The organism is Neptuniibacter sp. QD37_11, from assembly GCF_047778105.1.
Classification (GTDB): domain Bacteria; phylum Pseudomonadota; class Gammaproteobacteria; order Pseudomonadales; family Balneatricaceae; genus Neptuniibacter.
In genome coordinates this window covers 1,342,771-1,369,697 of record NZ_CP180552.1, presented here as the reverse complement: position 1 = coordinate 1,369,697, position 26,927 = coordinate 1,342,771, and the positions used below count along the sequence as shown (strand labels likewise).

The window sequence follows — 26,927 nt, the reverse complement described above, 5'->3', positions numbered from 1 at the left end:
AAAAACTATCGTGACAACTTTCTAACGAAAAAATGAAAAATTGGTGACGCTGAACCGAAAAGAATCGCCAAAGTTTTCTTAATTTTATTACTAAGAACTGGGGTAACAAAGAAAGGAAGCTTAATCTGCTGAGAAGCTATATTCTCGCTCGATCTTCACCACTTGCACTGTATAAGCTCTATACCAATCTTTCTGCCCCTGTTGCTGCGCTAAATGATGTTCAGGGTCTTTTTTCCAAGCCAATATATCGGCTTCACTTTCCCAGTAGGAGATAGCAATTTCTTGTTCCCCTTCTGTTACTGCGACAAAGTCCAGACAGCCATACTTTTCAAAAGCCAACTGACGCATTCGCGCGACAGTTTCTAAATATTGTTCGTCCTGTTTTCCTGTATTTGCTCGAAAGATAACTGCGTACACAACTGAACCTCTATGCTTTATGGCCTATCAATAAAGAGCTGAAGTAGATCATCACTGACCCTGATATCCGCTGAACCCACCGACCTGCGGAAGAGTGCTTACTGCGAGCTTTTAGTTTCTCAATCATCAACGTCATACCGATAAACCAAAAAGCAATAATGACTGCATGGATAGCCACTAGAACAAACGCTGCAAGATAACTGGACGAGCCAAATTGAACAAATTGCGGGAATGCCGCTAGATAAAACATCGAAACTTTCGGGTTTAGTAACTGAGTCAAGAAGCCTTCGATAAAGCTTCCAAGTAAAGATTTAGCCCTTTTGTTATTCGCTGTATGTTGAGCATCAGCTTGATCAATGACCGGAGTCAAAAAAGACTGGTAGATCGCTTTAGCACCTATATAGAACAGATAGAGTGCACCGAGTAATTTGATTACAAAGAATAATTCAGCAGATTGGAGCAGGATTGCGGACAATCCCAAAATTGAAAAAGCACCATGAAAAAATGTAGCAGTAAACAAACCTAGGACATTAGCAAAAGAAGCTGTACGACCCTGAACAGAGGCTGTTTTTACAATTAATACACCATTAGGACCTGGTGAAATCACTAACAGTAGAGCAACGATTGAAAAGGTTATTATCTCTTGCATACCCGCCCCCTCTTTTTTGAAGTAGACAATTATAACACAGAGAATTTAAGCAAAAAAAAACCGGATCCCCTTTGGGGTCCGGTTAAGCAATTTGCTTCAATGACAAGAGCCATGTGCTTGTAGCTTCTGCGGAGGCAGATGTGCTAACACATACACGAACATGCAATATCGCTAGTGCATGGCGGCCTAGCTAGTGAGGGGAGCCTGCCGCCTGCCGTGTTGATATTCATAATATATTAATGAGAATGATTTGCAACTATATTAACAATAAAAATTTAAAATATTTTCACTGCGTATGTTTTACTCCTACTAAGAGTACAACTGGACTTTGTCCGCGACTAAATCAATATCTACTGTAAGGGACTTATCTGTCGACCGCCTACCCTCTGGACGTTGCCTATAATAAAATAAAGCTTTATCTACTTGCTTGCGTTTAGTTTTATCGAGTCTTCTGTCAATATGCGAGCGGCGTCTCTCATCACCTTTATATAACGAGAAAAGATGTTTATCTCGCCACTCTTTTGCAAGTTCAATGCAGGGTAATCGGGGGCTTATTCGAACATCAGAAGAATAAGGGTTAGACCAATAGAAAAAGATGCCCTTTTTATCAATATCTTTAACTAACCTCACCTATAGCTCCTCGTAGCTTATTGCCACGCATTAAGGTGAGCTTCCATGCCCTATAGTAAATTATAAATTACTGCACCTTTGAGTGTAGCATATTGATCAGGTTTCGCTCATATAGACAATTACCTAATATAAGAGCTCACAGCTCTGTGATCAGAAAAGAAAGATGAATAAGTAGGAAGAAAAAGCCGGATCAAATGATCCGGCTTTTTGAAATAAACTAAACCGGTGAGAGTTCAGCTTGCGACACTGATAATCGAGGGGAGTATCAATGTCAGCGTCAACTTTCAGTGAGCAGTGAAAGTTGACGCTAGGGTCGGCAATGTCAGTGAGGTGAGGTCGTTCATTGCCTATCACTTATGAGCGACTACGATATTAATGCTATTGAGAATGATTAGCAACACCATTTTTTCAAAAATATGATTTATCTTTCTCTCTCTTATAGAGTACCTTTAGCGCCTCATCTATAACGCTCAAATTTAGCCTATGAATTCGCAAAAAATACAAGCAGATCTCATGTTGCTCTTAGTTGCATGCATCTGGGGATTTGCATTTGTAGCACAACGACTTGGAATGGAATCTTTAGGGCCATTCGGCTTTAACGCATTAAGATTTCTGCTTGGTGCCTGCTCCCTACTCCCTCTTTTGTTTTTGTTTAAAAGGTCAGATCACTGCACTAATAATAGAACTCTAGTAATAAGCGGCACTTTAGCTGGACTAGTCCTTTTTGCCGGTGCCTCATTTCAGCAAGCAGGCTTAGTCTATACAACTGCTGGTAATGCAGGCTTTATCACAGGACTATATATCATCCTCGTACCCATCATTGGTTTAGCACTAGGGCAAACAACTAATATCAACACTTGGCTAGGTGGGCTATTTGCTGTTCTCGGTTTGTATGTTCTTAGCTTCCGGGACCTCAGCGCCATAAACTTTGGAGATATATTAGAGTTACTGGGAGCCGCTTGCTGGGCTATACACGTGCTGCTTATTGCAAAACTAGCTCCAAAACTTGATAACCTTCGATTAGCCATCATTCAGTTTTTAGTTTGTGCAAGTTTTAGTGGACTCGTAGCGATGACTATCGAATCTGATAGTTTTACGCTGAATAACGCATTCAACTCTTGGGGGCCTATTGCTTATGCAGGCTTTATTTCTGTAGGCATTGCTTACACATTACAAATTTTTGCCCAAAGACATGCCCCTCCAGCTCATGCAGCGATCATTATGAGCCTTGAAGCTGTAGCCGCTGCATTTGGTGGATGGTTGATTCTTGAAGAGCAGTTCAGCGCGCTGGGCATACTAGGCTGCGGCTTAATGTTATTTGGTATGCTGCTATCACAGCTGCCTTCAATCTATAAGAAGAGAACCTGAGATGTCCCAATTAAAAAATATTCCAACCAACATCATCACAGGTTTTTTAGGGACAGGTAAAACAACAGCTCTAAATCATCTGCTAGCTCAAAAGCCCGAAGACGAAAATTGGGCCATTTTAGTGAATGAATTTGGTCAAATAGGCATAGACCAAGCAGTCCTAACGCAAAGTAACGAAGGGGTGAAAGTAAAAGAGCTCGTTGGTGGTTGTATTTGTTGTACGTTAGGCCCCAGCCTAACCTCAACGCTGGCGACACTGCTAAGGCAAACAAAACCTGACCGACTCATCATTGAACCAACTGGTATAGGCCACCCTGCTGGCATCGTAGATACTCTGAAAAATGAACATTTCCAAGATGTTTTAGAACTACGCGCAATTATCTGCCTCGTTGACCCTCGCTCGATCGAAAACAACGAGATAACTGAGCACCCTACGTATCAGGACCAAATTAATTTAGCCGACGTAATTGTATTAAACAAAACAGATCTTGCTTCTTCAGAACAAGTTTCTGCTACAGAACAAAAAATGGCAGGGCTTTATCCTCCAAAACAAAAGCAAATAGTAACTACCCAAGGGCAAATTGAGCTTTCACTTCTAGATTTCACTCACACAGCCAAAGAAACTGAATCACAACAGCAGCAACACCGACACTTATCTAAGGAGGATAATAGTGCAACTCCAATGATCGGTATGCTATTTCAGCCTCGGCCTAAAATTCCGTTTCATAAAGGTAATGTGAATGACGGTTTACATACAATGGGGTGGATATTTAATCCTGATGATAAATTCTCGACTGCCAAGCTCAAAACGATTCTAAAAGATATTGAAAATGTAGACCGAGTCAAAGGTGTATTTCATACCGATCAAGGCTGGAAATTCTTTAATCAAGTAGGCAATGAACTTAGTATAGAAACCATCGCTTATCGAAGGGATAACCGGATCGAAGTTATTTCCCACCAAGCACATGATTGGAAAAGCTTTGAACAACAATTAGTAAGTTGCATCACTAACTAATAAAAAGATGTATTCTTGGTGCGACAATTTGTCACTTTTGTTGTCACACTAGAAGAACGTAGACTATAGCAGTACTCAGGAACAAATATATGAACGAACCAACTCAGGGTCGTAATACCCTCCCCCTACAGATTTTGATTATCTTTGTCATAATCATCGGGTTGGGCTCCATAATCTATCTGCCGCAGCTGTTACAAGAAACGCCCCCTCACACTCGTCAATTGCTAACAGCTCCTGAGTGCAATCTGCATCAAGGAAAATGCCTTGCGGCTGATAATAATCAGCAAGTGGGGCTATCGATCGTTGCAGAAGAGATCAGTTCAAGTAAACCATTATTGTTTGATGTAACTATCGAAAATATTGCTGCCGAACAGGTCCTGGTCGACCTTCAAGGTAAATCGATGTACATGGGAGTCAACCAAACTTTACTAACAAAGATCCCAGGTACGGACAACAGATGGCAAGGGAGTATCACCCTCCCAATTTGTACAACCGGAAAGATGACTTGGGTATCTTCCATTAAGATTGAAGAACAGGGACAAATTACACAAGCCAATTTCGAGTTTGATGCCCGATAACCCTTAACCTATAGGACAGATGATTAAATGACCACTTTAAGAAATCTTCTTCTACTAACACTCGTTATGCTGGCAGGTGTGGCTTTAGCTTTTTATCTACGTCCACAACCTGTAGAACAACGCATCGCATTGGGTGAAAAATTGGGCGGGGACTTTACCCTTCAGGCTGAACAAGGCGAACTAAAGCTAGAAGATTACCGCGGCAAAGTTGTACTGTTTTTTATTGGCTATGCTTCTTGTCCAGATGTTTGCCCTACAGCCCTAGCTGTAGCGGCCCAAGGACTTAAGGACCTAACACCTGCTCAGCAAGAAAACGTAGTGGGAATTTTTATGAGTGTAGATCCGGATAGAGATTCTCCGGAGAAGCTATCTAAATACGCAAGCTACTTCCACCCTAATTTTCATGGCGCCACAGCAGATCGAGCAACAATTGATAGCGTTGTAAAACAGTACGGTGCTTTTTATCGTATGGTCGAATTAAAAGATTCGGCGCTAGGCTATGCTGTAGACCATTCTTCTCGCCTTTATCTAATTGATCAGAATGGCAAATTATCCAAAGCCTTAAGTCATGCATTAACCCCTATTGAACTGACTAAAGAAATTCAAGCGCTACTAAGCGAGGAAACATAATGAGCAAAAAGACTCTGCTAACTACTTTTATGGCAGCGATTCTCAGCCTAACCTCTTTTACTACAATGGCCGAGATCACCACAAACGACGCTTATGTAAGAGCTATTCCCCCGGGAACTAAAACGACTGCTGCCTTTGTTACTATTACCAATAATAATTCTGAAGATGTAGATCTTAAAAGTGCGTCTAGTAACGTAGCAGATGCAGTAGAGTTGCATAATCATGTGATGAAAGACGGTACGATGATGATGCGTCAGGTAGACAGCATCAAAGTTGCTGCTCAGCAGTCAGTGAGCTTAAAGCCAGGTAGTTATCACATTATGCTTATCAATCTAAGACAAGACCTCACGGTTGGTGAAAATGTAGAATTTGAACTGAGCTTTTCTGATGGAACTCAATTAAAAATTGAAGCTCCCGTTAAAAAGATAATGGACGGTATGCACTCCCACCATCACCACTAAGAGCGCAATAATTTAAAAAGCCCTGTTTTTACAGGGCCTTTTTATAGAAGTGTTCAAAAGCTAATCTTCAAACTGCAACCTCTCCCCAAATCCCCTCCTTACTAGCCATACAAAATTAATTTCTCGTTCTCTCGCAACTGCGTTATATCTGTACTACTTTGTAATCAGACTGTATGTCCACAAGGCAACTTGGAACGGCCTAATATTTGAGATCACCGCCATTCTAAGGATAAGAGTTAGATCAGCAGGAGGCTGAGCTATGCGTAGTACACCTGATTTCAATATCCATTGGTACCACAGCCTGCAATTTCGCGTTTCTGCAATTTTCCTGACCATCTTTTTTCTAATTATGGTGACCATCATCGCTGTAGTAAGCGCTATTGGTGACCACCTAATTGAAAACCAAGCCTACTTAAAACTGAGTAAGGCGGGAGATAAAGTGGTCTCTGAACTCAACCAGAGAACCACGATTGCAGAATCAATCGTGATATCCATGGCTGATATCGCCAAAGTGATCCCTGCCGAAGATGAACGTTTTGCCTCTTTAATGCTTTCCCTTCTCGATAGGGCAGGCTCCAAACATCTAATCGCGGGCGGAGGAACATGGCCAGAGCCTTACACTTTTAATAAAAACCTTGAACGAAATAGCCACTTTTGGGGGCGAGATCAAAACGGCAAATTGAGCTTTTATAACGATTACAATCAGCCTCAAGGTAACGGCTATCACCATGAAGAATGGTACGTACCAGCTCAGCATTTAGGTCAAAATCAACGTTACTGGTCAAAATCTTATACAGACCCCTATTCACTACAACCTATGGTTACTGTCACAGCGCCTCTCTATAACAATAACAAGTTCTTAGGCGCTACTACCGTTGATCTCAAGCTAGAAGGGCTCCAACGTTTGCTGCATGACGCCACTCAGGAGTTTGGCGGTTATGCATTCGCACTTGACCACAACGGCAGATTTCTAGCGTTCCCTGATGACAAGCTCGCACGTTTATCCAAAACGCCTTCGGAAAATGGAAGCCTTTTACCGTACATCACGATGGAAGAGCTCGCTGAAAAATTTATTACCTTCGAGCCTTTTGCAAGATTAATTCGCTTGCAGAACAGATCCTTAATTCCACCAAATAGCTTTGAAATCAATACCCTTGCCACAGAGCTAGCAAACGACAGCTACCAAATAGACCTACCCGAAGCTACGATCATTGCCTCTTTACTAAACAGACCAGAAACTCTAACAGCACAACGGAGTCATGAGCTCATAGAGCAAGATTATTTTTTAAACGAAGCTGTATTTGTCACGGTAACCACTATGCCTAAAACCGCTTGGCAAATTGTTACAGTGATGCCTAATAGTTCAGCCCGGAAAGATGCCAAAACACTGTTTAATCAACTTCTTATGGCAACAATTTTTATTGTGCTAATAGCCATGGGATTGGTGTGGGCCCTACTTCGTTACCATCTTACATGGCCTCTATTTAAACTTACCCAACAGCTACAAGCAGGCTTATCAGACAATCATCGTTCGCAACAATTAATAAAAACTACGGATAAAGGGGAGCTAGGTGCTTTAACCCATTGGTTCAACCGCAAAACAGAACAGCTTTTAGAAAGCCAATTTCAAATTAAAAAATTGGCCTTCTTTGATCCTTTGACGGGCCTTCCCAATAGACGGTTACTTTATGATCGCCTAAACCAGCGCCTTGCTAGTGCCGAAAGGCAGCGTTGCAGTGGCGCTGTAATGTTCTTGGATTTGGATCATTTCAAACATCTGAATGACTCATTAGGTCACAGTATCGGAGATGAACTTCTCATTCAGGTTGGGAACAGACTCATTGAATGCTTACGAAAAGAGGACACTATTGCCCGCTTGGGTGGTGATGAATTTGTAGTCATTGTCACTCTGCCCCGTCTAAATCAAGAACAGATTTATGAACGCGCACGAATTGTTGCTAACAAAATTATTGAGGCATTAGATGTACCGTTCAAGCTGAATTCAAACCACTTCCACATCACCACCAGCATAGGCATTACCTTCTTCAATCAAGCTCAATTTGGTGCTGAAGAACTACTGAAGCAAGCAGATACAGCGATGTATCAAGCTAAATCAAACGGTAGACACCATTACTGCTTCTTCGAAAAAGACATGCAAACCAAAGCAGATGAGCGTCTGCGAATAGAAGCAGAGTTACGCTACGCAATTACCCATAACGAATTGAATTTGGTATATCAGCCTCAGGTAAATTCTGAGGGGGAATGCGAAAGTGTTGAAACACTGCTCCGCTGGAACCACCCTAAACGAGGCTTTATCTCTCCTGACGAATTTATACCTATTGCAGAAGAAAGCGGTTTAATCATCCCACTAGGTCATTGGGTAATTGAACAAGCTTGTAGCCAAATGAAAAAGTGGTATACCCAAGGTAAGCCTCTTCGCTATATCGCTGTTAACGTCAGCCCGCTACAGTTTAATCAAGCTAACTTCGTTAACGATGTGAAAGCCAGTATTCATCGTTTCCAGATAAAACCCGAGGAACTGATGCTAGAAATAACAGAGGGTGTAATCATTGATGATACTGAATCAGCCATTACTAAAATGCACTCGTTAAAAGAGCTAGGTGTCAAAATATCTATGGATGATTTTGGGACAGGCTATTCCTCCCTTACCTACTTGAGATTACTGCCTCTAGACGAATTAAAGATTGATAAAAGCTTTATCAACGATATCACTACAGATCCTAACGATGCGGTTATTGTCGGTAATATAATCTCTATGACCCACGAGCTAGGCTATTCCGTAATAGCTGAAGGCGTAGAGACATTAGAACAACAACAATTATTGTTGAAACAGGGCTGTAAACATTACCAAGGGTACTATTTCAGCAAACCTCTAAATGAAGAAGATTTAGAAAAATACTTAACCTGCGAAACGTTAACCGCTTAACACTTTGCTAAATCACTTAGGAATACTGACAACGTCAGTATTCCTTCATTCAGATAGTGATACCAAAATGTTAAGCATGTTCTTTTAAATAACTTATCAGTTGATCGATATCGATATGGAAACCATCAAAGGCTACCACGCCGATCGGATCGATCAACGTAACCCAGGGGGTTCCACCTGTACGATAATTAACCATTGTATTTGGGAAATGGCCTGGATCGGTTCGAGGTAGATTAGGGTTACCCGGATCATGACCAAAAGGCAGTTCCAGACCATATTTCAGCTGATTCTTACGTAAAGCACCAGCACTATTGATAGAGTGACCTTCAAATGTTGTTTGGATAACCGCCGCTACAATTTTGTCGTCATCAGGGAAGGCAGCTTTCAGCTTCTGCAAATTTGGAAAGCCAACAGAGTGACAAGAAGGGCACCATTCCTGAAAGCACTTCAAATAGATCCATTTGCCTCTATGTTCGGAAATCGAAAACGGTTCAGTCTTATTCCCTTGGCCATCGATCCAATGATTCACATTCAACTCAGGCGCTATTCGTCCCTTGATGCCACGAGTATTTTCTTTAGCTACGGATGGACCAGACAAAAGTCCAAATGCACCTATTCCTGCAGTCGCCAAAGCGGCTGATTTAAGCCATTGGCGCCGCGTTAACTCTTGTTTGCTCGGGGTGGATATTAACTTTTCGATTAGATACGACATATTAATCCCATCTTCTATGTGAGCTTCATAGACCCCCTCACATCGCGTTAGTTCATAAAACCAACAAAGCCCATCTTCTTAAATATCTTTATAATGTGTTGTACCCAAGAGTCGCTTCTATAGTTTAGAAACTGATAAATTAATGAGTGGTGTTATGAGAATTGTTGCGATCGCCCTATTCTTCCTAACCAGTACTGCATTTGGCGAGATGCTTGAAACAGAGAACTACAAAATTGTTATAACTAAGCATTGCGATGAAGGCGAAGTTAGTTGTGAAGATATCTCTTATACAGGCACATCGAAGAGATCTGGAAACAGTATCCACTTAAAAGGTAGATCTCTGCATCAAACTTGCGCTGATGGCATTACCCCATGTCGGTTTCTTGGTTACCGTTTTCAAAACGGTAATATCACCTACAGCGTTTATGAATCTGGTTTACTGCAAGTGATTCGTGAACCGGAAGAAATACTGATAGAAGAGCAAGGTAGCTGGTCATACTAATAAACCAGCATACTTTTTATAAGAGAATAAGAGAGAAAAGGAAAGATCAGATAGAGAACTCTTCTTTCTCCAAAGGTAGCCGGCCACTTTGTTGCCTTAACGCTTCCACCAACATACCCACACGTTCAGGTAAACCCTGATCAAGTAGTTCATGAACAGTGGAAAGCACATTGGTTTTAAAACTTTCACTCGCCCCGATATCAGAAGATAGATTATCCGCACTAAAGTTAAACTTGTGCCCTGCAGCTTTAGACATTAACCACTCAAACGCTTGCGGTCGAATTTCTACTTTTTCAAATTCAGCCTGTTCGTCAGCAGTGCGACCATCAGGTTTATACCAATAACCAAAATCTTCTAATTTTCGACGCTCAGGACCAGCAACACACCAATGGGCGATTTCATGCAACGCACTCGCGTAGAAACCATGAGCAAAAATAACCCGATGATGCTGGTTATCTCGATCAGCAGGCAGGTAGATTGGTTCATCATCCCCTTTTACAAGAATCGTATTTAGGGAGGTTTTAAAGAGCTGATTAAAAAGAGTAATCAACTCATCAACATTCGGTTCTTTCACTTATAACCTATTAATTACTAATATAAGGCTGCCAAGTATTTTGTTTCAACCACCAAGTATCACCGCTAATACGGTTTATTCTTGCTGCGACATAACCTTTTACATCATTATCAGCACGTAATAGCACAACTTCATATTCTGCTGTGCCGGTACTTCCGCTCTCTTCAAGTAAGTGCCATTGGCCTTTATCGGCTAACCAAGCTTCACCCGTGAAACGGTGGAAACGAATTAACACCCACTGCCCTTTTGAGGTGTAGGCTGATGCGATACGGAATGCCCCATCCTGCACTTGGCTACTGAGCTCATTCGCCATCATAGTGATTTGATCCAACACACCATTAAATGCGTCGGGCGATACGGGCTCAGATTGACCTGTCGTATCAGGCTCAACAGCCATAGCTTGAACTTCACTCGCTAAGCCCTGAAGCTGAAGCGCCAACTCTTTATTTTGTTGCTGAAGTTGACCCGTTTGAGATTTAAGCTGCAATAGATGGTCTTGCACCGCTGTCATTCGGTTAGCAATGATATCCAACTGACTCGCAGGTTGAAGCTCTGAAGACTGCGAAGGTTTTGTTGCTGGCTTGGGTGCAGGTTTCTCTGGTGTTGAAACGCTCGGTTGGCCTGTACTGTTTGCATTGGCAACGTCGGATTGGGATTTAACGCCCGCCGAGTTACACGCGGTAAGAATAAGTACCGAGCAAAAAACAAAAACTTTAGAAAAGGACACTGCGTCTCTCCTGACCTTGCAGATCGAAAGACGCTATTTTAACCCATTGTTCGACAGTTGGAAGCTTTGGAAAGGAATCGCTATTTAGATAGAAAAATATAACTGTATTTCTACTAATTAAGAGCTTTATTTTATTTTGACTACTTCTGTTGCCGTTTTCCCGCTGCTTTCGACCCAAGTAAAAGAAAGCTCTTCTCCTTTTGCTCCGCCTGCAAACGTAAACACAAAATATGGGTTTCTAGAAACCGTCGGTCCTAGGTTTACGGCAAACACCTCTTTGCTAGCATGAACGACCTGAAGCTCTTGGAGGTAGAGTGCAGGAAAAAATTCACCCGTTTTGCTGTCTTTTCGAAAACCACTTTCCATGGCATGTTTCGCCATCATTTTAACTTTGGTTTTACCAGAAGAAACCTTAGTTTTAACTCGAATAATACCTGTTGCCATAATAACTCTCCCAACGATTCCTCAGATATACTTAACCACAACCACCGACTGTGACGGTTACATCTTTCGCTGCGCTATAAAGTTTACCTTCAGCTTTTACTACGGCCGTGATCCGTGAGCTTTGAGCCATTCGAACCCGAGTAGACACATCAGCGTCTGTACCTTCTGGGATTTTAAACTCAACTGCTAGAGGGGCTGGATTATCTTTGACATAGATGCTGATCGATTCAACATTGGCGATACTTGTACGTACAGTGACCGGAACAATCGCACCATTTTCTGCCGTATCAGGCGTTTTCAGGATCACATCAGCACTTTCTTCAGGCGTCCCGCCTAAAAGCTCTTTTATAGCGGTATCTTGATCTTGCGCCTCAAACGCTGCCGCTTTCCATGTAGCTAATGCGATACGAGGCATCAAAACACCCGCACCGATCATCGCCCCACCTAGTGAAAGCACTTTGACCATTGATCGACGATTTATGCCCATTTCATTTTCCTCAATGCTTCGATCACTCTGTCGAGTTCTAAAACCATTTAACTGAACTATCACTTTAGCTTACGCAATTTCATCGAGTTGTAAAATGGCTCGAAAGAACATAAAACATCTATTGCATAAAATTATGATCGTTGAGCTTTCAATTGCAGGTTCAAATGACTCTAGAGCTTTTCGACTCCGAAACAAGCTTTTGATGTTGATATGACTAGCCACGATATAATCAATGAAGGCAGCCCAACCAATCCGATTGGTATAAACGAGATTTTACTGATTAGGATCGAGTTTTAAGTACTTCCCCCTATCCTCACATCCAAAACTAACCTAAAATCCAATTAAGGTTTTTAGCGAGTAACAAGGTAAGGAAAAACAATGGCAAATATTTCACTGACAGAAGACCAATTCCAAGTATTGGTTAAAGATTTTTTTGCCAAAAAATCGGCTCGAAAACTTCTTACCCAGCAGGAAAACATCGCAATAGCAGAACGCTTAAATGAGAAGGTTAGTTTACCTTTTCTAAGCGAAGCAAAAGAGCATGCGGTGCTTGTAAAGACCATTCTTAAGATTGATAACTACCTATATGAACAGCTTCCAAACGAAATTTATGAACTGATTCATAACCTTGATGAAGGTTTCGATGATAGCGAAGCAGCCCAGTTAGCAGCTCGTCTAAGCAAACAAGCTCACGATGACATCAATCTGCCGTTCCTAACTGCACACGTTGAATACTACTCAATCACCTTCGTTCTAACCTTGCTTATTAATGCAATGCGAGAAGGCTCAAACATTCAGCATGCGATTGCAGTAACACAGCACCCTCGTGTGATGTGCGATGATTTCCCTTTCCCTGATCTAATCTGATCACTATTTCTGATCTACTGATCCAATCCTCTCATTTCGCCGTAACAAAGCTAAATTACAACCTGTAAACGCTTTGTTACCGGAGAGAAGTAAGTTTGGCTTTCCAAGTGCTTTCATAAGCATCTATATTAATCTCAGCTCTACCCTACTCCTCGAGATAATCCTTTAAAGCGTTTTCTGGTATTCATTATTTATGATTCCGGCGAACAACTATGACAGAAACAAAACCACATGTTGCCATTATTGGTGCAGGTCTAGCAGGTACAACTCTTGCCGACATTTTGACTTCAAATGGCATTGATGTAAGCGTTTATGAGAAAAGCTGAGGTACGGGTGGTCGTCTTTCCAGCTGTAAATTAGATGAAATGAGTGCCGATCTAGGCGCACCCTTTATCTCAACAAATAATAGTGACTTTTCTACTTGGTTAGCTGAAAGTGGCGTTTTAGAAACTTGGTCACCAATTTCAAAAAGTTTCGACGGTGAAAAACAACAATCACCAAATCTAATCACAGGTAGCTCACGCCTTAGTAGCCTAACCAGACACTTACTGGCACACGCTAATTTTCACCCTGCGACTCGCGTTGGCTTTATCTGGCCAGAACTTGACGGCTCCCAAAAAAAGGTACGTCTTCGCGATGAAAAAGGTGAATCTCTGGGTGTATTCGATGCCGCTATAGTGACAGCTCCGGCACAACAAGCAGCAACTTTATTAGAAGCAGTACCTCGCTTTTCAAATACCGCTAAAGCCATTACTCCTTCAGCCAGTTGGGTGGCATTGCTTGAAACAACAGACTCACCAGATCAACCTGAACAACTAATAACAGAGCATCACCCTATTTTGTATCGTTGTATCAAAGAAAGCGCTAAACCTGGACGTAATAGTGTAAACGGCTCTGCAATATGGTCGATCGAAGCAAAGACCGAATGGAGCCAAGAACATATCAACCTTCCCAAAGAGGAGATAGAAATTCTTCTCACCCAAGCGTTTCTGTCTATAAAACCAGAGGCTAACGTTATAGGAGTAAGACGCTGTCATCGGTGGTTGTATTCTCGTCACCCAAAAACAGAGCATGGCATGCTTTGGGATGAGACAACGCATATTGGCGCTTGTGGTGATTGGCTACTAGGAGGGGATTTAGAGGGAGCATGGGTCAGTGCGAACAAACTGTCAGCAGAGCTTATATCATGCTTCAAATCTAGGTAACTGACTTCGCGTCACTAGATCTTCGTATCTTTCGAAAAGCTGATAAAAACCGTTCCCAACTTAATGCCAAACTTTTTGACTACTGCCCTGTTAAGTAGGACATTGTTTGGCATTAAAAACATCCAGTCATCAAATTTTACTTTATGCTGTCGACCACTGACATTTAACAACATGTCATAACGCCAGGCAAAACGTGCTTTACTTTGCTTGCCTTCAGCTCGACCTAAAACATCCCCTGCCGTTCCACTGTAAACCGCATTTTGACCACGCTTTATAACCCAAGTACGGTTTTCAAACTCTCCATCTTCGTAAAAAAAATCTTCTTCTAATGTGAGCTGATCATCCAACACTGTACCTTTTATCGCTACGGTAAATAATCGACGAATATTGCCAAAGCGATCCTCAAATAACCCATAGGCCATTGTTTCGCCGCGGAAATATTCAAAGAGATTAAGTTCATCAGGCCAATCAGTTTTATTCATTACAGTAAAATTTTGTTTCTCTATTTACTGAAGCATTACGTAAAAACCGATAGCTCAGATCATAACTGATCTAAAAAGCGATCAACCATGTATAATGCACCCCTCTAATATCAGTAAGGAATAAAACATGATCTCTGCTGAAGCAGCTGCTGTACGCGATCAATTGATCGAAAAAGGCCTAGAAACACCAACAATTGATAACGGCCTTTCACAGGAGCAAAAGTATGAGCGCATAAAGAGCTTAATGACTGAAGTTGTTGGGACGCTAGGGTTAAACCTAGAAGATGACAGCCTTACAGAAACGCCTCATCGCGTGGCTAAAATGTACGTCTACGAGGTGTTTTCTGGGCTAGATTATGAAAACTTCCCTGATATGTCGATGATTGAAAATAAGATGGATCTAGAAGAGATGGTGAAAGTTAAGGACATCAGTGTTCTTAGCTCTTGTGAACACCATTTTGTTACCATCGATGGCACAGCTAAAGTGGCTTATATCCCTAAGGATAAAATCATAGGTTTGTCTAAAATTAACCGTCTTGTACGCTTCTTTAGTCAGCGCCCGCAAGTGCAAGAACGTCTAACTAAACAGATCCTTATTGCACTTCAGACCCTATTAGAAACGGACAACGTTGCTGTATCAATCAACGCCACGCACTACTGCGTTAAATCTCGCGGTGTAATGGATGTTAACTCTCAGACAGAAACGACTGCATTAGGTGGAATATTCAAATCTAATGCACGTACACGCGCAGAGTTTTTAACTTAAAAACAAGGCCGATTGGCCATTTGGTAAGATCTATTAGAGCGTCTGGTGATAAGACGCTTTAAACACCTAAAAACTATTTGTTCTCGTTGATACAGCACTCATCTTTCAGAAAATCGATCAGCCCATCCAACTCTTGGTATTGAGGAACACAGTAGAGTGTTCTGCCCTCTCTTTGCTGTAACACCAATCCCACAGCAACCAATCTAGAAATATGATGAGATAAGGTCGACCCCGGAATACCTAATTCAGATTGAATCTCTCCAACAGGAACACCCTGTCTACCTCCCCGGACTAGATAACGAAAGATTTCTAGCCGAGTTGTATGACCTAATTCAGCTAACCGCTTAGCCGCTAATTCAATTTCCATAACCTAACCCATCAACAATATATTTCCATAGTAATGGAAATATATTGACAAAACAAAGTTAGAGCTAGACTATATTTCCATGATTCTAGAAATATAGAATAAAAAGGATAGATTTATGCTTAGCTATATAGAGAAATATGCTTCAGACCCTGAACTCGCATCAATGCTAACCACCAGCTTGGAAATGTTTCTGCAGCTGTTCTTGGAATTGACGCTCCTATTTATCGTGATTAGTTACTGTGTGGCTTTAATTAATCAAAAACTGCCAACCGAACGAATTCAACAACTGCTGGGTGGAAGAAATGGTCGTGGCTACTTAACTGCCGCAGGACTTGGTGCTGTTACACCCTTTTGTAGCTGCTCAACCATACCTATGCTGATTGGTTTATTGAAAGCCAAAGCGGGTTTCGGCCCAACCATGACGTTCTTATTTACATCGCCCCTTCTGAACCCAATCGTAATAGCGTTGTTTATTCCTGTGCTGGGACTAGAAGTAACCCTGTGGTACGCAGCTCTGGCTTTAAGTGCTTCGATTATTGCTGGGGTTTTATTGCAGTATTTTGGATTCGAACGTCATATCAAACCCGATATGCTTGAGGCAAAACCTATCTGTGGCTCAAGTTGCTCACCTTCACCAAAAACAGAGTGCTGTAATGAGAGAATTCAACAGGAACCAACTATCTGGAAAAAAGCCTGGGCAGAATCATGGTCACTCTTTCGAACCATGTTCCCATACATGCTTGTCGCAATGTTAATCGGCGCCTTTGTACATGGATTTATACCGGATGATTTTTTTGCCGAAGTGGCTAATGCCGATAATCCAGTAGCAATCCCAACGGCTGCTTTGATCGGTATTCCACTTTATATAAGAGTGACCGCGCTGCTGCCATTGATCGGTTCGTTTGCCGCTAAAGGTGTTAGTTTAGGCGCGATCATCGCTTTAGTGATTGGTAGCGGCGGCGCAAGCCTTCCTGAAATGATACTGCTGAGACGATTATTTTACTGGCCACTGATGATCGCATTTTTAGCTGTAATCTTCTCAATAGCCGTAATCAGCGGTTTCACACTCAACACAGTCATCGGCTAATAGCATAGGTTTAAGCAGATAATTCATGTTTGGAAACATGATTATCTGCTCCCCACTCACCTAATAAGCCCATCAGGAAATAAAGCTATTTCCAGCCCAATCGCCAAACCTCGGCATTTTTTAGATCTTTCCAATCGATCTGCATTTTATATTTATCGATCACTGCTTCAATCATACAACCTGTAACCTCTTCGGTATCTGGATCACGCAGCAATTCAATTATGATAAAGTGTTTTCGTTTATTGATAGGTTCAGTAGCTGTCCATTTAGACAACAGCAATTTATTGGGATTTATTTGATTTCTTTTAGGTGAAAAAGCCATTCAGAATGACCTCTACTTAGCGTTATAAGCATCTAAGCTAAAACGTCGCTCTTGCGCATAATCCACTATAGGCTGAGGCCTATTACAGCCCATACTGATTAGCGGATCATGCTGTTGAATAGCGTTGTATCCTTCCAAATCTGGCAACCACTGAGCTATATACTTACCCTCTTTGTCGAAGCGTTCAGCCTGTCGCATAGGGTTAAAGATACGGAAATACGGTGCAGCATCAGCTCCAACCGAAGCACTCCATTGCCAACCACCTAAGTTTGAAGCAAAGTCCCCATCAATCAGATGCTGCATAAAGTAACGCGCACCTAGACGCCAATCTTGACGCAATATTTTGGTTAGAAAGGAAGCCGTTATCATGCGAACTCGGTTGTGCATCCAACCCGTTTGATTCAATTGCTTCATACCGGCATCAACAATGGCGTAGCCTGTTTCCCCCCGACACCAAGCTTCAAACAAATATTGATCGAATGACCAGTCCAATTTGCTTTCTATTTCAGGTTTGAAGGGGAACCAACGATTCATCTCTGGAAACTGCACAATTAAATGGCGGTAAAACTCTCTCCAAATCAGTTCTGTCACCCATTGATTTTCTAACCAATCTGGATCTTCAGAATAGGTCTGTATGGCGTTTAAGCATTGCCGTGTGGAAATAACACCTTGAGCTAAATACGGCGATAAAGAAGATGTCCCCGTAATGCCAGGAATATCTCTATGATCAGGATAAGGCGCTAGCTTTGAATGGATAAACTGATACAAGCATTTATGTGCTGCCTCACTTCCTGCAGGCCAGCTAGATTCTTGCCAATCAGCACCTAACTCCAAACAGTAACCTACTTCTGTAGGTAGTTCAGAAGGCTTTATCTCAAGTTTTTTCTGTTGTTTTGGTTCTGGCAGAGCCTCAACCCACTCTACTGAGAACTTTCTACGCCAAGCACGACTAAAAGGGGTAAAAACTTTAAAAGGCATCCCTTGCTGAGTAAGGATAGAACCCGGGGAAAATATAAGATCGCTGTCGAAGGCTTGTGCCGGAATACCCTTCGTCACAAAACTTTCCATAACCGCAGCATCGCGCTTTTGTTCGAATTCGGGATACTCACGATTGAAAAATAGTTCTGATACACCGTGCCGTTTTGCTAAATTCAGTAAAACAGCAGGAAGCTCTTTATTGGTGGGTGCTCTAACAATAACAAGGGGGATATTCAGAGCTTTGAGTTGATCACTCAGCTTAGAAAGGTTGGCTAAGTAGAACTGAATCTTTGCTTTGGATTCGTCCTGTAGTAACCACTGTTTCGTTGTGATCGCTGCAACAGCTAGAACGCCCTCACCATTACTTTGTTTACAAGCATGATAAAGGGCGTGATGGTCTCCTGTCCTTAAATCGTTGCGAAACCAAACTAACTTCATATTGTTTTCGCCTTATCACTATAGATCAATTTTTGAATCATTCCTCAAATATAATTTCTTAAGCCCAATTCATGAGGGTATGGATCTAAGTACGCTTGGGTCTGGATGTATTCACTACCATAACGCTTCAGGTAATGTTTTAGCAGCGCAAGAGGTACAACCAAATTAACCTCTTCCTTGCGATACTGCTCTATCGCTTCAAGAAGATCTTGCTTGGTTTCGGTATCAATATCTCTTTTGAGGTAACCCATAATATGCATCAAAGCATTGGTATGAGTTTTTCGACTCGCGCGTTTTTTTAGATGGGTCATTAGCTCAAGAATATAGGTATCAAGTACCTCTTCCAAAGGCACCTGAGAAGCTTCTGTAGCAAGATATTTACCTAAAAGCTTATAACCTTCGTAGCTGTGAGCCATTAACTGATATTTATGTCGGCTATGGAACTGAATCACTTCATGTAGCGATGGGGCCGACATGACCTCTTTTTGCCAACTGAAATAGACGAATACTCGAGTAATGAAATTTTCTCGCAGTACAGGATCATTTAAACGACCCTCTTCTTCCACAGGCAGTGCAGGGTTACGCTTCATAAATTCATCAGCGTAAGCACCACTTCCGGCCACATTTGGCATACCATTTTCGTGGTACACCTTTACCCGCTCCATCCCACAGCTGGGTGAACCTTGCATAAGAATGTAGCCACAAAGGTCTTGGTTGTTCGCACTTACCTCAGCAGCATAAGCCTTAAGCGGCTCTGTCACATCCAAAGAGGGATCTTTCGTGCCGAGAACACGCGGAGATTCAGCATCACCCACCAACCTGATAGGCTCTCGAGGAGTACTCAATCCAATCGAAACCTCAGGGCAGAAAGGCTTGAACTCAAAACACTCACTAAGGACATTAAGACAATATTTGGACCGCTTATGGCCTCCATCATATCTTACCTTGTGCCCTAATAAACAAGCACTTACACCAACCGGGATCAATTCATTCAAAGTTGCTGTGTTCATTGTTTATCCCTCAACGCTAAGCCGAAATAATCTATTTAGAAGCCAGTAATAGGCTGAACCAATTTGCCTAACAATGTACTGAATTTAAGTGGTGCGTCAGTCGCAATCAGGCAAATGCAATCTTCATCACTATCCACAAGAGGCTGGTGCTCAATTTCGCTATCAAGGTCCGCAATATCTCCGGCGGTAAAGCGCCCCATTTCATCGCTGAAAGAACCTTTTAATACTAAGGTCAGCTCATTGCCATCATGCGTATGTGCCAGCATCGATTTACCCGGTGCTATACGTAGTAATCGTGAGACACCACCTCGTTCGCTTTTACAAGGTAAATCATGATAGTAGACACCAGGAACAATGCGTTTCCACTCGATGTTCTCAAGCTTGTCGCCAATGTAATCAGCAAGAGGTGCTGGCACATCAGAATCAACCGATTTAACAGGCTTACTACGGGTGAATTCTACGCCGATATCCTCGTCATCCAGCATAGCCAATACTTGGTTAAGGGATGAATCATCAATAGTTGCTGGCTCAAGGCTTTCTAGAAGCATGCCGCCTATCGCTTCGGACTTTTGAGCACGTTCACGGCACTCAGGGCACATAGAGAGATGGCAAGCTGCAACCAAAGCCATTGATTGAGACATTGAGCCAGCCGCATAACTAACTAGGGTGGCTTCATCTAGGTGATGTTTAATGTTCATACATCATCCCTCCACATTACTCTTAATTTTTCTGAAGCTAATCGAATTCTGGATTTAACACTGCCAAGAGGTATCCCCAAACGATCTGCAATTTCAGAGTGAGAACGACCTTCATAAAAAGACATATAAATTGCCTGAGCCTGAAGCTCTGGAAGTTTATCTATGGAAGCTTGCATGCGAGAAGACAGAACCATATCAGCACAAGTATCTTGTGAATCATCGGCTTCTTCATGCCACTCATCTAGAGAATATTCCGGATATTTCTGCTTACGCATCCAGTCGATACTTTGATTTCGAGCTAAGGTAAAAATCCAAGTACTGGCTGCCGCTTTCGATTTTTGATACATGTGCGCTTTGCGCCATACTGAGGCCATAGTCTCCTGCATCAACTCTTCAGCGGTACTCTCTACCAAACCTAATCGAATAATGTAGGCCTTAATCTTAGGAGCGAAATGTTTGAACAGTTGCACAAACAGAGCTTTGTCTTTGGTTTCACCGAGCGACATTAATAAACTACTCCAATCTTGAGTAGTTTCCGGCTGCGGCATAGCAACAACTTTTTCCACGTCTTCACCTGGCGGTTTGTTTTCCATATGACTCCTTACGTGTACTCGCATGAACCGGATCACCTTTATGTATTCTTAAATACAATTTTTTTGCATTTAATAACTAAACCTAGTGATCTCAATACATTATGTGTGCGTATTAGTTACTGCAGATAACAATTAAACCTGTACAAACCTAACTATAAAACACATATTCAGTAACAACGGACTAGATAGATGAAAATTTCAGCCATGCGCCCCAAAAAGATTGCGATTGTTGGTTCCGGCATCTCCGGATTAAGTTGTGCATGGCTTCTCAACAAAGTCCACGACGTCACCCTCTACGAAAAAGATGACCGTTTGGGCGGCCACTCAAATACCGTCTCATTTGAACATAAGAACCAATCTATCGATGTTGATACGGGCTTTATTGTATTCAACCCCGTGAACTACCCTAACCTAGTTGAGTTTTTCAAAACGCTAGATGTTAAGACCTGCGAAACTGACATGTCATTTGCCGTTTCAATCAATCAAGGCCAATTAGAATATTCTGGTACAGGTTTATCTGGTTTGCTTGCTCAGAAGAGCAATGTTTTCAAACCTTCCTTTTGGAATATGATCAGAGAAGTGATGCACTTCTACCGTAATTCGGAAGCTTTATCACAGCAACATAATTTAGATGAAATGACCTTAGGTGACCTCCTTACTCAAGAGGGCTACAGCAAACACTTCATATACGATCATCTATTACCAATGGGCGCGGCGATTTGGTCTACTCCAGTTGAGCAGATGCTTAACTACCCAGCGAGTTGCTTTATGCGTTTTTGTCGGAACCATGGTCTGGTTCAACTGAGTAATCGTCCACAATGGCGAACGGTTATTGGAGGTAGTAAAAACTATGTAAATAAAGTTGCCGAAACCTTAGGTGGCAATATCAGAATCAACAGCCGTATCCATAAAATTATTCGTTCTGATAACTGCGTGTTTATAGAAGACCACCACGGCAAACGAGAACAGTATGATGATGTTGTTTTAGCCTGCCATTCTGATCAAGCCTTAGCATTGCTTGAATCCCCAACAGATGAAGAAAAAAGGTTATTGCAGAACTTTCCTTATCAGAGAAACAAAGCTTACCTTCATCTAGATGCTTCGCTGATGCCAAAACGAGAAAAGGTTTGGTCGAGTTGGAACTACCTTTCCGAAGGTATCAGGGATAAATCTCAAGATGTATCCGTGACCTACTGGATGAATCAGTTGCAGCCGCTAAATACAGATACACCTATTTTCGTATCCTTAAACCCGCTAAAGGAACCGGAACAAGGGTCTATTATCCGTAGCTTCTTTTATGACCACCCAGCCTTCGGCAAAGAGTCACTTCAATCTCAAAAAGAACTATGGTCATTACAAGGCAAACAAAGAACTTGGTTCTGTGGAGCCTATTTTGGTTACGGTTTCCACGAAGATGGTTTGCAAGCAGGACTAGCTGTTGCCGAAGAGCTCGGTGGCATTCCTCGCCCTTGGGTGGTGCAAGACAAAAACAGCCGAATACATGTTCATGAGAGTAAAATACGCAAGGAAGACAACACCATTGAACGAGCTGAAAGTCATGGCTAATTTGCGATCGTCACTCTACCAAGGAAAAGTGATGCATCATCGCGTGAAGCCTACAGATCATCGATTTGTGTACAGCGTCTTTTCCTTGAAAGTCGACTTAGATGAATTGGATCAGCTAGACAAATTTCGATTTTTTTCGATTAACCGATTCAATCTATTCTCATTCAAAGAACGGGATCACGGTACCAGCAAAGGAAACCTTGCCGCTGAAATTAGACAGCATCTAATCGACAGAGGGCACAGCTCTGCAACTGAACGCATTGAACTACTTTGTTATCCAAGAATATTAGGCTTCACCTTCAATCCCCTCAGCGTTTATTTTTGTTACAACAAAGAGGATGAGGTTGAGGTCATTCTTTATGAAGTCAGTAACACCTTCGGCTCTAGGCATACCTATCTCATCGAATCACAAGGCAGAGACAAAGTGATTCGACATGGCTGCGATAAGTTAATGTACGTAAGCCCTTTTATGCCAATGGAAACCGCTTATCAATTCAGTATTACTCCACCTGACCAACATGTATCAATCGGTATTAAACAAGTAGAACAAACACCAACTCAAGAAGAACACTCCACCGTATTTTATGCTTCATTTAAAGGTGATCGGATTCCCTTAAATGACCGTAAACTATTGAAAATGTTCTTCCAATATCCGTTGATGACTCTAAAAGTGGTAGGCGCGATTCACTGGGAAGCACTTAAGCTTTGGCGAAAAAAACTGACCATTCAACCTCGTGATAAAAAGGTCAGTCACAGCATTAGCTGGCAAGATAAGCATGGAGTAACGCATTATGAAAGTTTATGAATCATCCAACGAGTTAACATCTAGCTCGCCTCAGCCAACTTGGTTTGAGAAAAAACTTCTCAAATACCTTACTGCCAAGCTAAATCAATCGATTGGAACTTTAAACCTCACTTTACCTAGCGGCTACACCAAAAAAATCGGCCATGCCTTCCCTATAGCTGAGGTAAAGCTGAATAACTTCCGTCCGTTAGTTCGTTTATTCTTCGGCGGCATTAATGGCTGGTCAGAAAGTTACTTGGCAGGTGATTGGGATAGCAAAGATCTGACTGCGTTGATGCAGTGGGGCCTTGCTCATGAAGACTCACTGAGTGACCTTTCACAGGCTGGATTTCTAATCTGCTCTTTGCACAACCTTTACCACTGGCGTCGAGATAATAGCCGTTCAGGTAGTAAGAAAAACATCGCAGCCCATTATGATCTAGGTAATGATTTCTACCAACCTTGGCTCGATGAAAGCATGACTTACTCAGCTGCTTTATATAAATCCCAAGATGAATCTTTGTTCGATGCTCAACAAAATAAATACGGCAGGATCATTGAGCTTTTAGACGCTAAAGAAGGTGAACACGTCGTTGAAATTGGTTGTGGTTGGGGCGGGTTTGCTAGAAAAGCTAGCCAAGAAAACAACTTACGCGTACATGGCATCACGCTTTCGAAAGAACAGCTTAAGTGGGCGAAGAACCAGATTGCAGAAGCTAAACAAGAAGATAAAGTTCATCTCAGTTTAACGGATTACCGTGACCTCCAGCAGCAGTATGACGCGGTGGTTTCTATTGAGATGTTTGAGGCGGTTGGCGAGAAACATTGGGACACTTATTTTGAAACCCTAAAGCGTGTACTTAAACCGGGTGGTAATGCTGTCCTTCAGATCATCACAATCGATGACGAACGTTTTAATAGCTATCGTAAACAAGCAGATTTTATTCAACGTTATGTTTTCCCTGGTGGCATGCTGCCGAGTGATAAACGACTTCGAGAGAAGTTTGCTGAGCATGGCTTTACCTTAAAAACTAAACAATTATTTGGTAAAGATTATGCTCGAACACTACGCGAATGGCATCGTGATTTTGAAAAGTCTTGGGGAGAGATTAATCATCAAGGCTTTGATGAAACCTTTTATCGTTTATGGCGCTATTACCTAGCGTACTGTGAAGGCGGTTTTGAACACGGATCTATTGATGTTGGTCTGTACGTCATCTGCCATGATGAAGAGAAATAATCTAAGAGTTTCATAGACTATTCATAAAAGCCCTATGTCATTCATTTAAATGAATACAAAGGGCTTTTTATTGATGGCTAAATTTTCCTCTCAAGAATTTAACCACTTTACCTATCACCGGTACTTTAACCAGTAACTCTGACCCATCCCAATAGTCATGGTGGAAAAAAACTTTTCCATGCTGATCGGCTTTTATAAGGCTAGTGCCGGCGAAATTTATATCTCCTGTAAGTCTACTTGTAGCGCGGTAATTCCAATAAATCATGGCTTGATTTTCATCAACCATCACTTGATCGACTTTGAAAACAACCTGATCTAACTTGGAGTACATATCATCTAAGATGGCGACAAAATCATCTCGGGTATAGGTGTGATTAAAAGGGTCCTTAAAGTCAAAATCATCACGTGTTTTCTCTAAAAGTGATGCAAGGTTATCTCTGTTTAACCCTTCTAAAGTTGATACATATTCCGTTATCCAACGATCCATGAATCCTGATCCTGACTGATTATATTTATCTGTTTTTAAGCAGCGCTTTGCTAACCAAAGCAAAATACCAACGATACGGAATGATGCTTAGAAATTTTAGAATGTAACTGAAACGTTTAGGAAATGTAATTTCAAATTGGTCTTTGATTAAGCCATCTAAGATACGTTGTGCAGCATCCTCAGGTTCTAATAAGAACGGCATTTCAAAGTCATTCTTATCTGTAAGCGGAGTTCTAACAAACCCAGGGTTAATCACCTGTAATTTTACTTGAGTGCCTTTCAAATCCAATTGTAATGCTTCGCATAAATGAATTAATGCAGCCTTACTCGCACCGTATACAGCAGCTGTAGGCAAACCTCTATAGCCGGCGACTGATGCCATCACGGCAATTTGCCCCGAGTTGGAGCTCAACGCCCTTTCTATAACTGGCTCCAAGCAATTGAGGGTGCCTTGTAAATTAACATCGAGTAAAGCTTTAGCCCTGCTAGCGCTAAACTCCTCGACGGGAAACGGATCATGCGTGCCGGCGTTTAATACAACTAACTCAGGAAAAGCATTATCAAACTGTTGAAGAGTTCGTTCAATTTGATCTGGTTGGGTGGTATCCATTTCTAATGGAATAATCTTACCGGGATAACCCAATTGTTCAGCTTTATGCTTTACATTGTCTAATGTGGAAAGAGTCCTGCCTGAGATAAATACATCCACGCCATTCTCTGACAACAAAAGCGCCAATGACTCACCTATACCACTGCCTGCTCCCGTTAACCAAGCGGATCTCCAGGGTAGTTCTTGGTTCAACATATCCACCGTCCTAAGAAATAAATAGATTTATCATTACTGGCCTTTTAGTTTTCTTGCGAGTTCAGGGTATTCTCCCTGATCTGAAAGCCATATTTGGATAAAGGCTTCAGAAAATTGCATATCCTCGATACCACCAATCCAAAGCTTATTATGGAAAAAATCAGCCTTTCCAGTGGTATTGATTTGGAAAATAAGTTGGTCGCCCTCCTTAATATCAGGCCATATATTCTCCAACCGAGTTAGCCATATTGATCTCGTATCTTTTGCCACCTGAAAACGTGCAAATTGTTTATCTGTTTCTGACAAGAGATCATCCCGACTGATATCACGTTTGTAATCCAAACTCAGTTGGAGAGGCGAACTAAAACCCTGAAAAACACCATTTGGCGTATAAAAAACCGCGTCATAAACATCAAACCAAAGGACTGATAACTCAGCTCTTCCCACCTCTTTCCAATTTTCTATATTGGGCTCTGCTTGGGCTTGGGCTTGCACAAGGGCAAATGCACTCTGCATGAGCAATAACAAACAAATCGATATATAACGAATAAAATTACACGTCTGAACGAACATATCGAGCCCCTAAACGATGACTGAAATACATAAGGAATGGGAAAAGTAGCAACCAGATCGCTGCCAAAAGCAGAAAAGAAGAGGCCATTGAGAAGCCAAGGGATACTGCTCCAAGTTTCGCTGCTGCAATGTAGGTACTGCTACCTCCTATTGCTCCCACCAGCGCTGATAGCAACAAGCGATTATTAAAGAACGCCAAACTGTGCCTGAGAGTGGCAACAAACCCCATCCAAAGAAGAAGTAACCAAAGAGGAGGAAAAGAAGAATTGTCGAATTCAAACACCCCGTAGAGGGTTAAAACTGAATCAACAACAAAGCCGAGGGCAGCTAACGAAAAGACAATACAGGTTTCTAGAGCGGGATCTGAATGAAAAATCAGATGAAGGCAAATGATAAAGCTGACAATGATGACCGCATCATTCCCATACAAAATACTCAGCCACCAAACAAGTTGAAAGCCGATCGCATTAACCCAGAACCGTTCGCTCATCTCTATCACCTATACCCTTTCTAGAGAT

The 26,927-nt window shown here is 41.9% G+C and carries 33 protein-coding genes; 15 read left to right on the top strand and 18 right to left on the bottom strand.

What is annotated here, in order from left to right:
- Positions 1–120: 120 nt before the first annotated feature.
- Both ACMXYT_RS06155 and ACMXYT_RS06150 read right to left on the bottom strand, forming a co-directional pair.
- Positions 121–417 carry an antibiotic biosynthesis monooxygenase family protein gene (locus ACMXYT_RS06155; protein ID WP_415900747.1) on the bottom strand — a complete coding sequence of 99 codons (297 nt, stop codon included), beginning with the start codon at positions 415–417 and terminating at the stop codon, positions 121–123.
- A 10-nt stretch (positions 418–427) separates the two neighbouring features.
- On the bottom strand, positions 428–1,066 hold the full coding sequence (locus tag ACMXYT_RS06150; RefSeq protein ID WP_415900746.1) for a LysE family translocator: 639 nt from the start codon (positions 1,064–1,066) through the stop codon (positions 428–430).
- 1,143 nt (positions 1,067–2,209) lie between these two features.
- Between ACMXYT_RS06150 and ACMXYT_RS06145 the strand changes: the two genes are divergently transcribed.
- The 6 genes from ACMXYT_RS06145 (at position 2,210) to ACMXYT_RS06120 (ending at position 8,695) form a co-directional block, all read left to right on the top strand.
- On the top strand, positions 2,210–3,064 hold the full coding sequence (locus tag ACMXYT_RS06145; RefSeq protein ID WP_415900745.1) for a DMT family transporter: 855 nt from the start codon (positions 2,210–2,212) through the stop codon (positions 3,062–3,064).
- Between the two features lies 1 nt (position 3,065).
- On the top strand, positions 3,066–4,079 hold the full coding sequence (locus ACMXYT_RS06140) for a CobW family GTP-binding protein (RefSeq protein ID WP_415900744.1): 1,014 nt from the start codon (positions 3,066–3,068) through the stop codon (positions 4,077–4,079).
- An 89-nt stretch (positions 4,080–4,168) separates the two neighbouring features.
- Positions 4,169–4,657 carry a hypothetical protein gene (locus ACMXYT_RS06135; RefSeq protein WP_415900743.1) on the top strand — a complete coding sequence of 163 codons (489 nt, stop codon included), beginning with the start codon at positions 4,169–4,171 and terminating at the stop codon, positions 4,655–4,657.
- 27 nt (positions 4,658–4,684) lie between these two features.
- Positions 4,685–5,287: an SCO family protein gene (locus ACMXYT_RS06130; protein ID WP_415912032.1), complete on the top strand. Its 603-nt coding sequence runs from the start codon at positions 4,685–4,687 to the stop codon at positions 5,285–5,287.
- A complete protein-coding gene (locus ACMXYT_RS06125) occupies positions 5,287–5,748 on the top strand; it encodes a copper chaperone PCu(A)C (RefSeq protein ID WP_415900741.1) in 462 nt (153 codons plus the stop codon). Before ACMXYT_RS06130 ends, ACMXYT_RS06125 begins: the two co-directional genes overlap by 1 nt.
- Positions 5,749–6,007: 259 nt before the next feature.
- Positions 6,008–8,695, top strand: a complete 2,688-nt coding sequence (locus ACMXYT_RS06120) for an EAL domain-containing protein (RefSeq protein ID WP_415900740.1) — start codon at positions 6,008–6,010, stop codon at positions 8,693–8,695.
- Between the two features lie 70 nt (positions 8,696–8,765).
- Here the strand turns inward: ACMXYT_RS06120 and ACMXYT_RS06115 are convergent, their stop codons facing one another.
- Entirely contained in the window at positions 8,766–9,407 is a 642-nt protein-coding gene (locus tag ACMXYT_RS06115; RefSeq protein WP_415900739.1) for a peroxiredoxin family protein, read from the bottom strand.
- Positions 9,408–9,561: 154 nt separating this feature from the next.
- Between ACMXYT_RS06115 and ACMXYT_RS06110 the strand changes: the two genes are divergently transcribed.
- On the top strand, positions 9,562–9,909 hold the full coding sequence (locus ACMXYT_RS06110) for a hypothetical protein (protein ID WP_415900738.1): 348 nt from the start codon (positions 9,562–9,564) through the stop codon (positions 9,907–9,909).
- A 46-nt stretch (positions 9,910–9,955) separates the two neighbouring features.
- Here the strand turns inward: ACMXYT_RS06110 and ACMXYT_RS06105 are convergent, their stop codons facing one another.
- The 4 genes from ACMXYT_RS06105 to soxY form a co-directional block, all read right to left on the bottom strand.
- A complete protein-coding gene (locus tag ACMXYT_RS06105; protein WP_415900737.1) occupies positions 9,956–10,483 on the bottom strand; it encodes an elongation factor P hydroxylase in 528 nt (175 codons plus the stop codon).
- A gap of 10 nt (positions 10,484–10,493) precedes the next feature.
- Complete coding sequence (locus tag ACMXYT_RS06100) at positions 10,494–11,210, bottom strand: hypothetical protein (protein ID WP_415912031.1); 717 nt, start codon at positions 11,208–11,210, stop codon at positions 10,494–10,496.
- Between the two features lie 126 nt (positions 11,211–11,336).
- Positions 11,337–11,654: a thiosulfate oxidation carrier complex protein SoxZ gene (gene soxZ / locus ACMXYT_RS06095; RefSeq protein ID WP_415900735.1), complete on the bottom strand. Its 318-nt coding sequence runs from the start codon at positions 11,652–11,654 to the stop codon at positions 11,337–11,339.
- A gap of 31 nt (positions 11,655–11,685) precedes the next feature.
- Entirely contained in the window at positions 11,686–12,141 is a 456-nt protein-coding gene (gene soxY, locus ACMXYT_RS06090) for a thiosulfate oxidation carrier protein SoxY (protein WP_415900734.1), read from the bottom strand.
- Between the two features lie 378 nt (positions 12,142–12,519).
- On the opposite strand from soxY, the gene ACMXYT_RS06085 reads away from it, so the two are divergent.
- From ACMXYT_RS06085 to ACMXYT_RS06075, 3 genes are all read left to right on the top strand, one after another.
- Positions 12,520–13,008, top strand: coding sequence for a hypothetical protein (locus tag ACMXYT_RS06085; protein WP_415900733.1), 489 nt, complete (start codon positions 12,520–12,522; stop codon positions 13,006–13,008).
- A gap of 212 nt (positions 13,009–13,220) precedes the next feature.
- Complete coding sequence (locus tag ACMXYT_RS06080; RefSeq protein WP_415912030.1) at positions 13,221–13,334, top strand: FAD-dependent monooxygenase; 114 nt, start codon at positions 13,221–13,223, stop codon at positions 13,332–13,334.
- 39 nt (positions 13,335–13,373) lie between these two features.
- The gene (locus ACMXYT_RS06075; protein WP_415912029.1) at positions 13,374–14,213 is read left to right on the top strand and encodes a hypothetical protein; all 840 of its coding nucleotides are present in this window, start codon (positions 13,374–13,376) and stop codon (positions 14,211–14,213) included.
- A 14-nt stretch (positions 14,214–14,227) separates the two neighbouring features.
- Here the strand turns inward: ACMXYT_RS06075 and ACMXYT_RS06070 are convergent, their stop codons facing one another.
- The gene (locus ACMXYT_RS06070) at positions 14,228–14,695 is read right to left on the bottom strand and encodes a DUF3833 family protein (RefSeq protein ID WP_415900731.1); all 468 of its coding nucleotides are present in this window, start codon (positions 14,693–14,695) and stop codon (positions 14,228–14,230) included.
- A gap of 127 nt (positions 14,696–14,822) precedes the next feature.
- On the opposite strand from ACMXYT_RS06070, the gene folE reads away from it, so the two are divergent.
- Entirely contained in the window at positions 14,823–15,461 is a 639-nt protein-coding gene (gene folE, locus ACMXYT_RS06065) for a GTP cyclohydrolase I FolE (RefSeq protein WP_415888540.1), read from the top strand.
- 73 nt (positions 15,462–15,534) lie between these two features.
- Here the strand turns inward: folE and ACMXYT_RS06060 are convergent, their stop codons facing one another.
- A complete protein-coding gene (locus ACMXYT_RS06060) occupies positions 15,535–15,828 on the bottom strand; it encodes an ArsR/SmtB family transcription factor (RefSeq protein WP_415893967.1) in 294 nt (97 codons plus the stop codon).
- A 115-nt stretch (positions 15,829–15,943) separates the two neighbouring features.
- Here ACMXYT_RS06060 and ACMXYT_RS06055 point away from each other — a divergent pair, with 115 nt between their 5' ends.
- Positions 15,944–16,915: a permease gene (locus tag ACMXYT_RS06055; RefSeq protein ID WP_415912028.1), complete on the top strand. Its 972-nt coding sequence runs from the start codon at positions 15,944–15,946 to the stop codon at positions 16,913–16,915.
- An 85-nt stretch (positions 16,916–17,000) separates the two neighbouring features.
- Here the strand turns inward: ACMXYT_RS06055 and ACMXYT_RS06050 are convergent, their stop codons facing one another.
- The 5 genes from ACMXYT_RS06050 to ACMXYT_RS06030 are packed head-to-tail and all read right to left on the bottom strand — an operon-like array spanning position 17,001 to position 20,954.
- On the bottom strand, positions 17,001–17,237 hold the full coding sequence (locus ACMXYT_RS06050) for a TIGR02450 family Trp-rich protein (protein ID WP_415900729.1): 237 nt from the start codon (positions 17,235–17,237) through the stop codon (positions 17,001–17,003).
- Positions 17,238–17,249: 12 nt separating this feature from the next.
- A complete protein-coding gene (locus tag ACMXYT_RS06045; RefSeq protein WP_415900728.1) occupies positions 17,250–18,653 on the bottom strand; it encodes a cryptochrome/photolyase family protein in 1,404 nt (467 codons plus the stop codon).
- 44 nt (positions 18,654–18,697) lie between these two features.
- On the bottom strand, positions 18,698–19,663 hold the full coding sequence (locus tag ACMXYT_RS06040; RefSeq protein ID WP_415900727.1) for a YbgA family protein: 966 nt from the start codon (positions 19,661–19,663) through the stop codon (positions 18,698–18,700).
- 35 nt (positions 19,664–19,698) lie between these two features.
- Positions 19,699–20,361 (bottom strand): ChrR family anti-sigma-E factor, encoded by a 663-nt coding sequence (locus ACMXYT_RS06035; RefSeq protein ID WP_415900726.1) that lies wholly within the window; start codon positions 20,359–20,361, stop codon positions 19,699–19,701.
- Positions 20,358–20,954: a sigma-70 family RNA polymerase sigma factor gene (locus ACMXYT_RS06030; RefSeq protein WP_415900725.1), complete on the bottom strand. Its 597-nt coding sequence runs from the start codon at positions 20,952–20,954 to the stop codon at positions 20,358–20,360. The genes ACMXYT_RS06035 and ACMXYT_RS06030 overlap by 4 nt, the downstream gene beginning before the upstream one ends.
- A 189-nt stretch (positions 20,955–21,143) precedes the next feature.
- Between ACMXYT_RS06030 and ACMXYT_RS06025 the strand changes: the two genes are divergently transcribed.
- Genes ACMXYT_RS06025 through ACMXYT_RS06015 form a run of 3 tightly spaced genes read left to right on the top strand, consistent with a single transcriptional unit; the run spans position 21,144 to position 24,544 of the window.
- Positions 21,144–22,520 (top strand): NAD(P)/FAD-dependent oxidoreductase, encoded by a 1,377-nt coding sequence (locus ACMXYT_RS06025; protein ID WP_415912027.1) that lies wholly within the window; start codon positions 21,144–21,146, stop codon positions 22,518–22,520.
- The gene (locus ACMXYT_RS06020; protein ID WP_415900723.1) at positions 22,513–23,325 is read left to right on the top strand and encodes a DUF1365 domain-containing protein; all 813 of its coding nucleotides are present in this window, start codon (positions 22,513–22,515) and stop codon (positions 23,323–23,325) included. The genes ACMXYT_RS06025 and ACMXYT_RS06020 overlap by 8 nt, the downstream gene beginning before the upstream one ends.
- A complete protein-coding gene (locus tag ACMXYT_RS06015; RefSeq protein ID WP_415900722.1) occupies positions 23,312–24,544 on the top strand; it encodes a class I SAM-dependent methyltransferase in 1,233 nt (410 codons plus the stop codon). The genes ACMXYT_RS06020 and ACMXYT_RS06015 overlap by 14 nt, the downstream gene beginning before the upstream one ends.
- A gap of 67 nt (positions 24,545–24,611) precedes the next feature.
- Here ACMXYT_RS06015 and ACMXYT_RS06010 read toward each other — a convergent pair whose 3' ends face one another.
- From ACMXYT_RS06010 to ACMXYT_RS05995, 4 genes are read right to left on the bottom strand one after another with little or no spacing between them, the layout of a single operon-like run.
- Complete coding sequence (locus ACMXYT_RS06010) at positions 24,612–25,031, bottom strand: nuclear transport factor 2 family protein (protein ID WP_415900721.1); 420 nt, start codon at positions 25,029–25,031, stop codon at positions 24,612–24,614.
- A 25-nt stretch (positions 25,032–25,056) separates the two neighbouring features.
- Positions 25,057–25,836, bottom strand: a complete 780-nt coding sequence (locus ACMXYT_RS06005; RefSeq protein ID WP_415900720.1) for an SDR family NAD(P)-dependent oxidoreductase — start codon at positions 25,834–25,836, stop codon at positions 25,057–25,059.
- A 33-nt stretch (positions 25,837–25,869) separates the two neighbouring features.
- Complete coding sequence (locus ACMXYT_RS06000) at positions 25,870–26,409, bottom strand: chalcone isomerase family protein (RefSeq protein ID WP_415912026.1); 540 nt, start codon at positions 26,407–26,409, stop codon at positions 25,870–25,872.
- Positions 26,390–26,899 (bottom strand): DUF2878 domain-containing protein, encoded by a 510-nt coding sequence (locus ACMXYT_RS05995; protein WP_415900718.1) that lies wholly within the window; start codon positions 26,897–26,899, stop codon positions 26,390–26,392. The genes ACMXYT_RS06000 and ACMXYT_RS05995 overlap by 20 nt, the downstream gene beginning before the upstream one ends.
- Positions 26,900–26,927 lie beyond the last annotated feature (28 nt).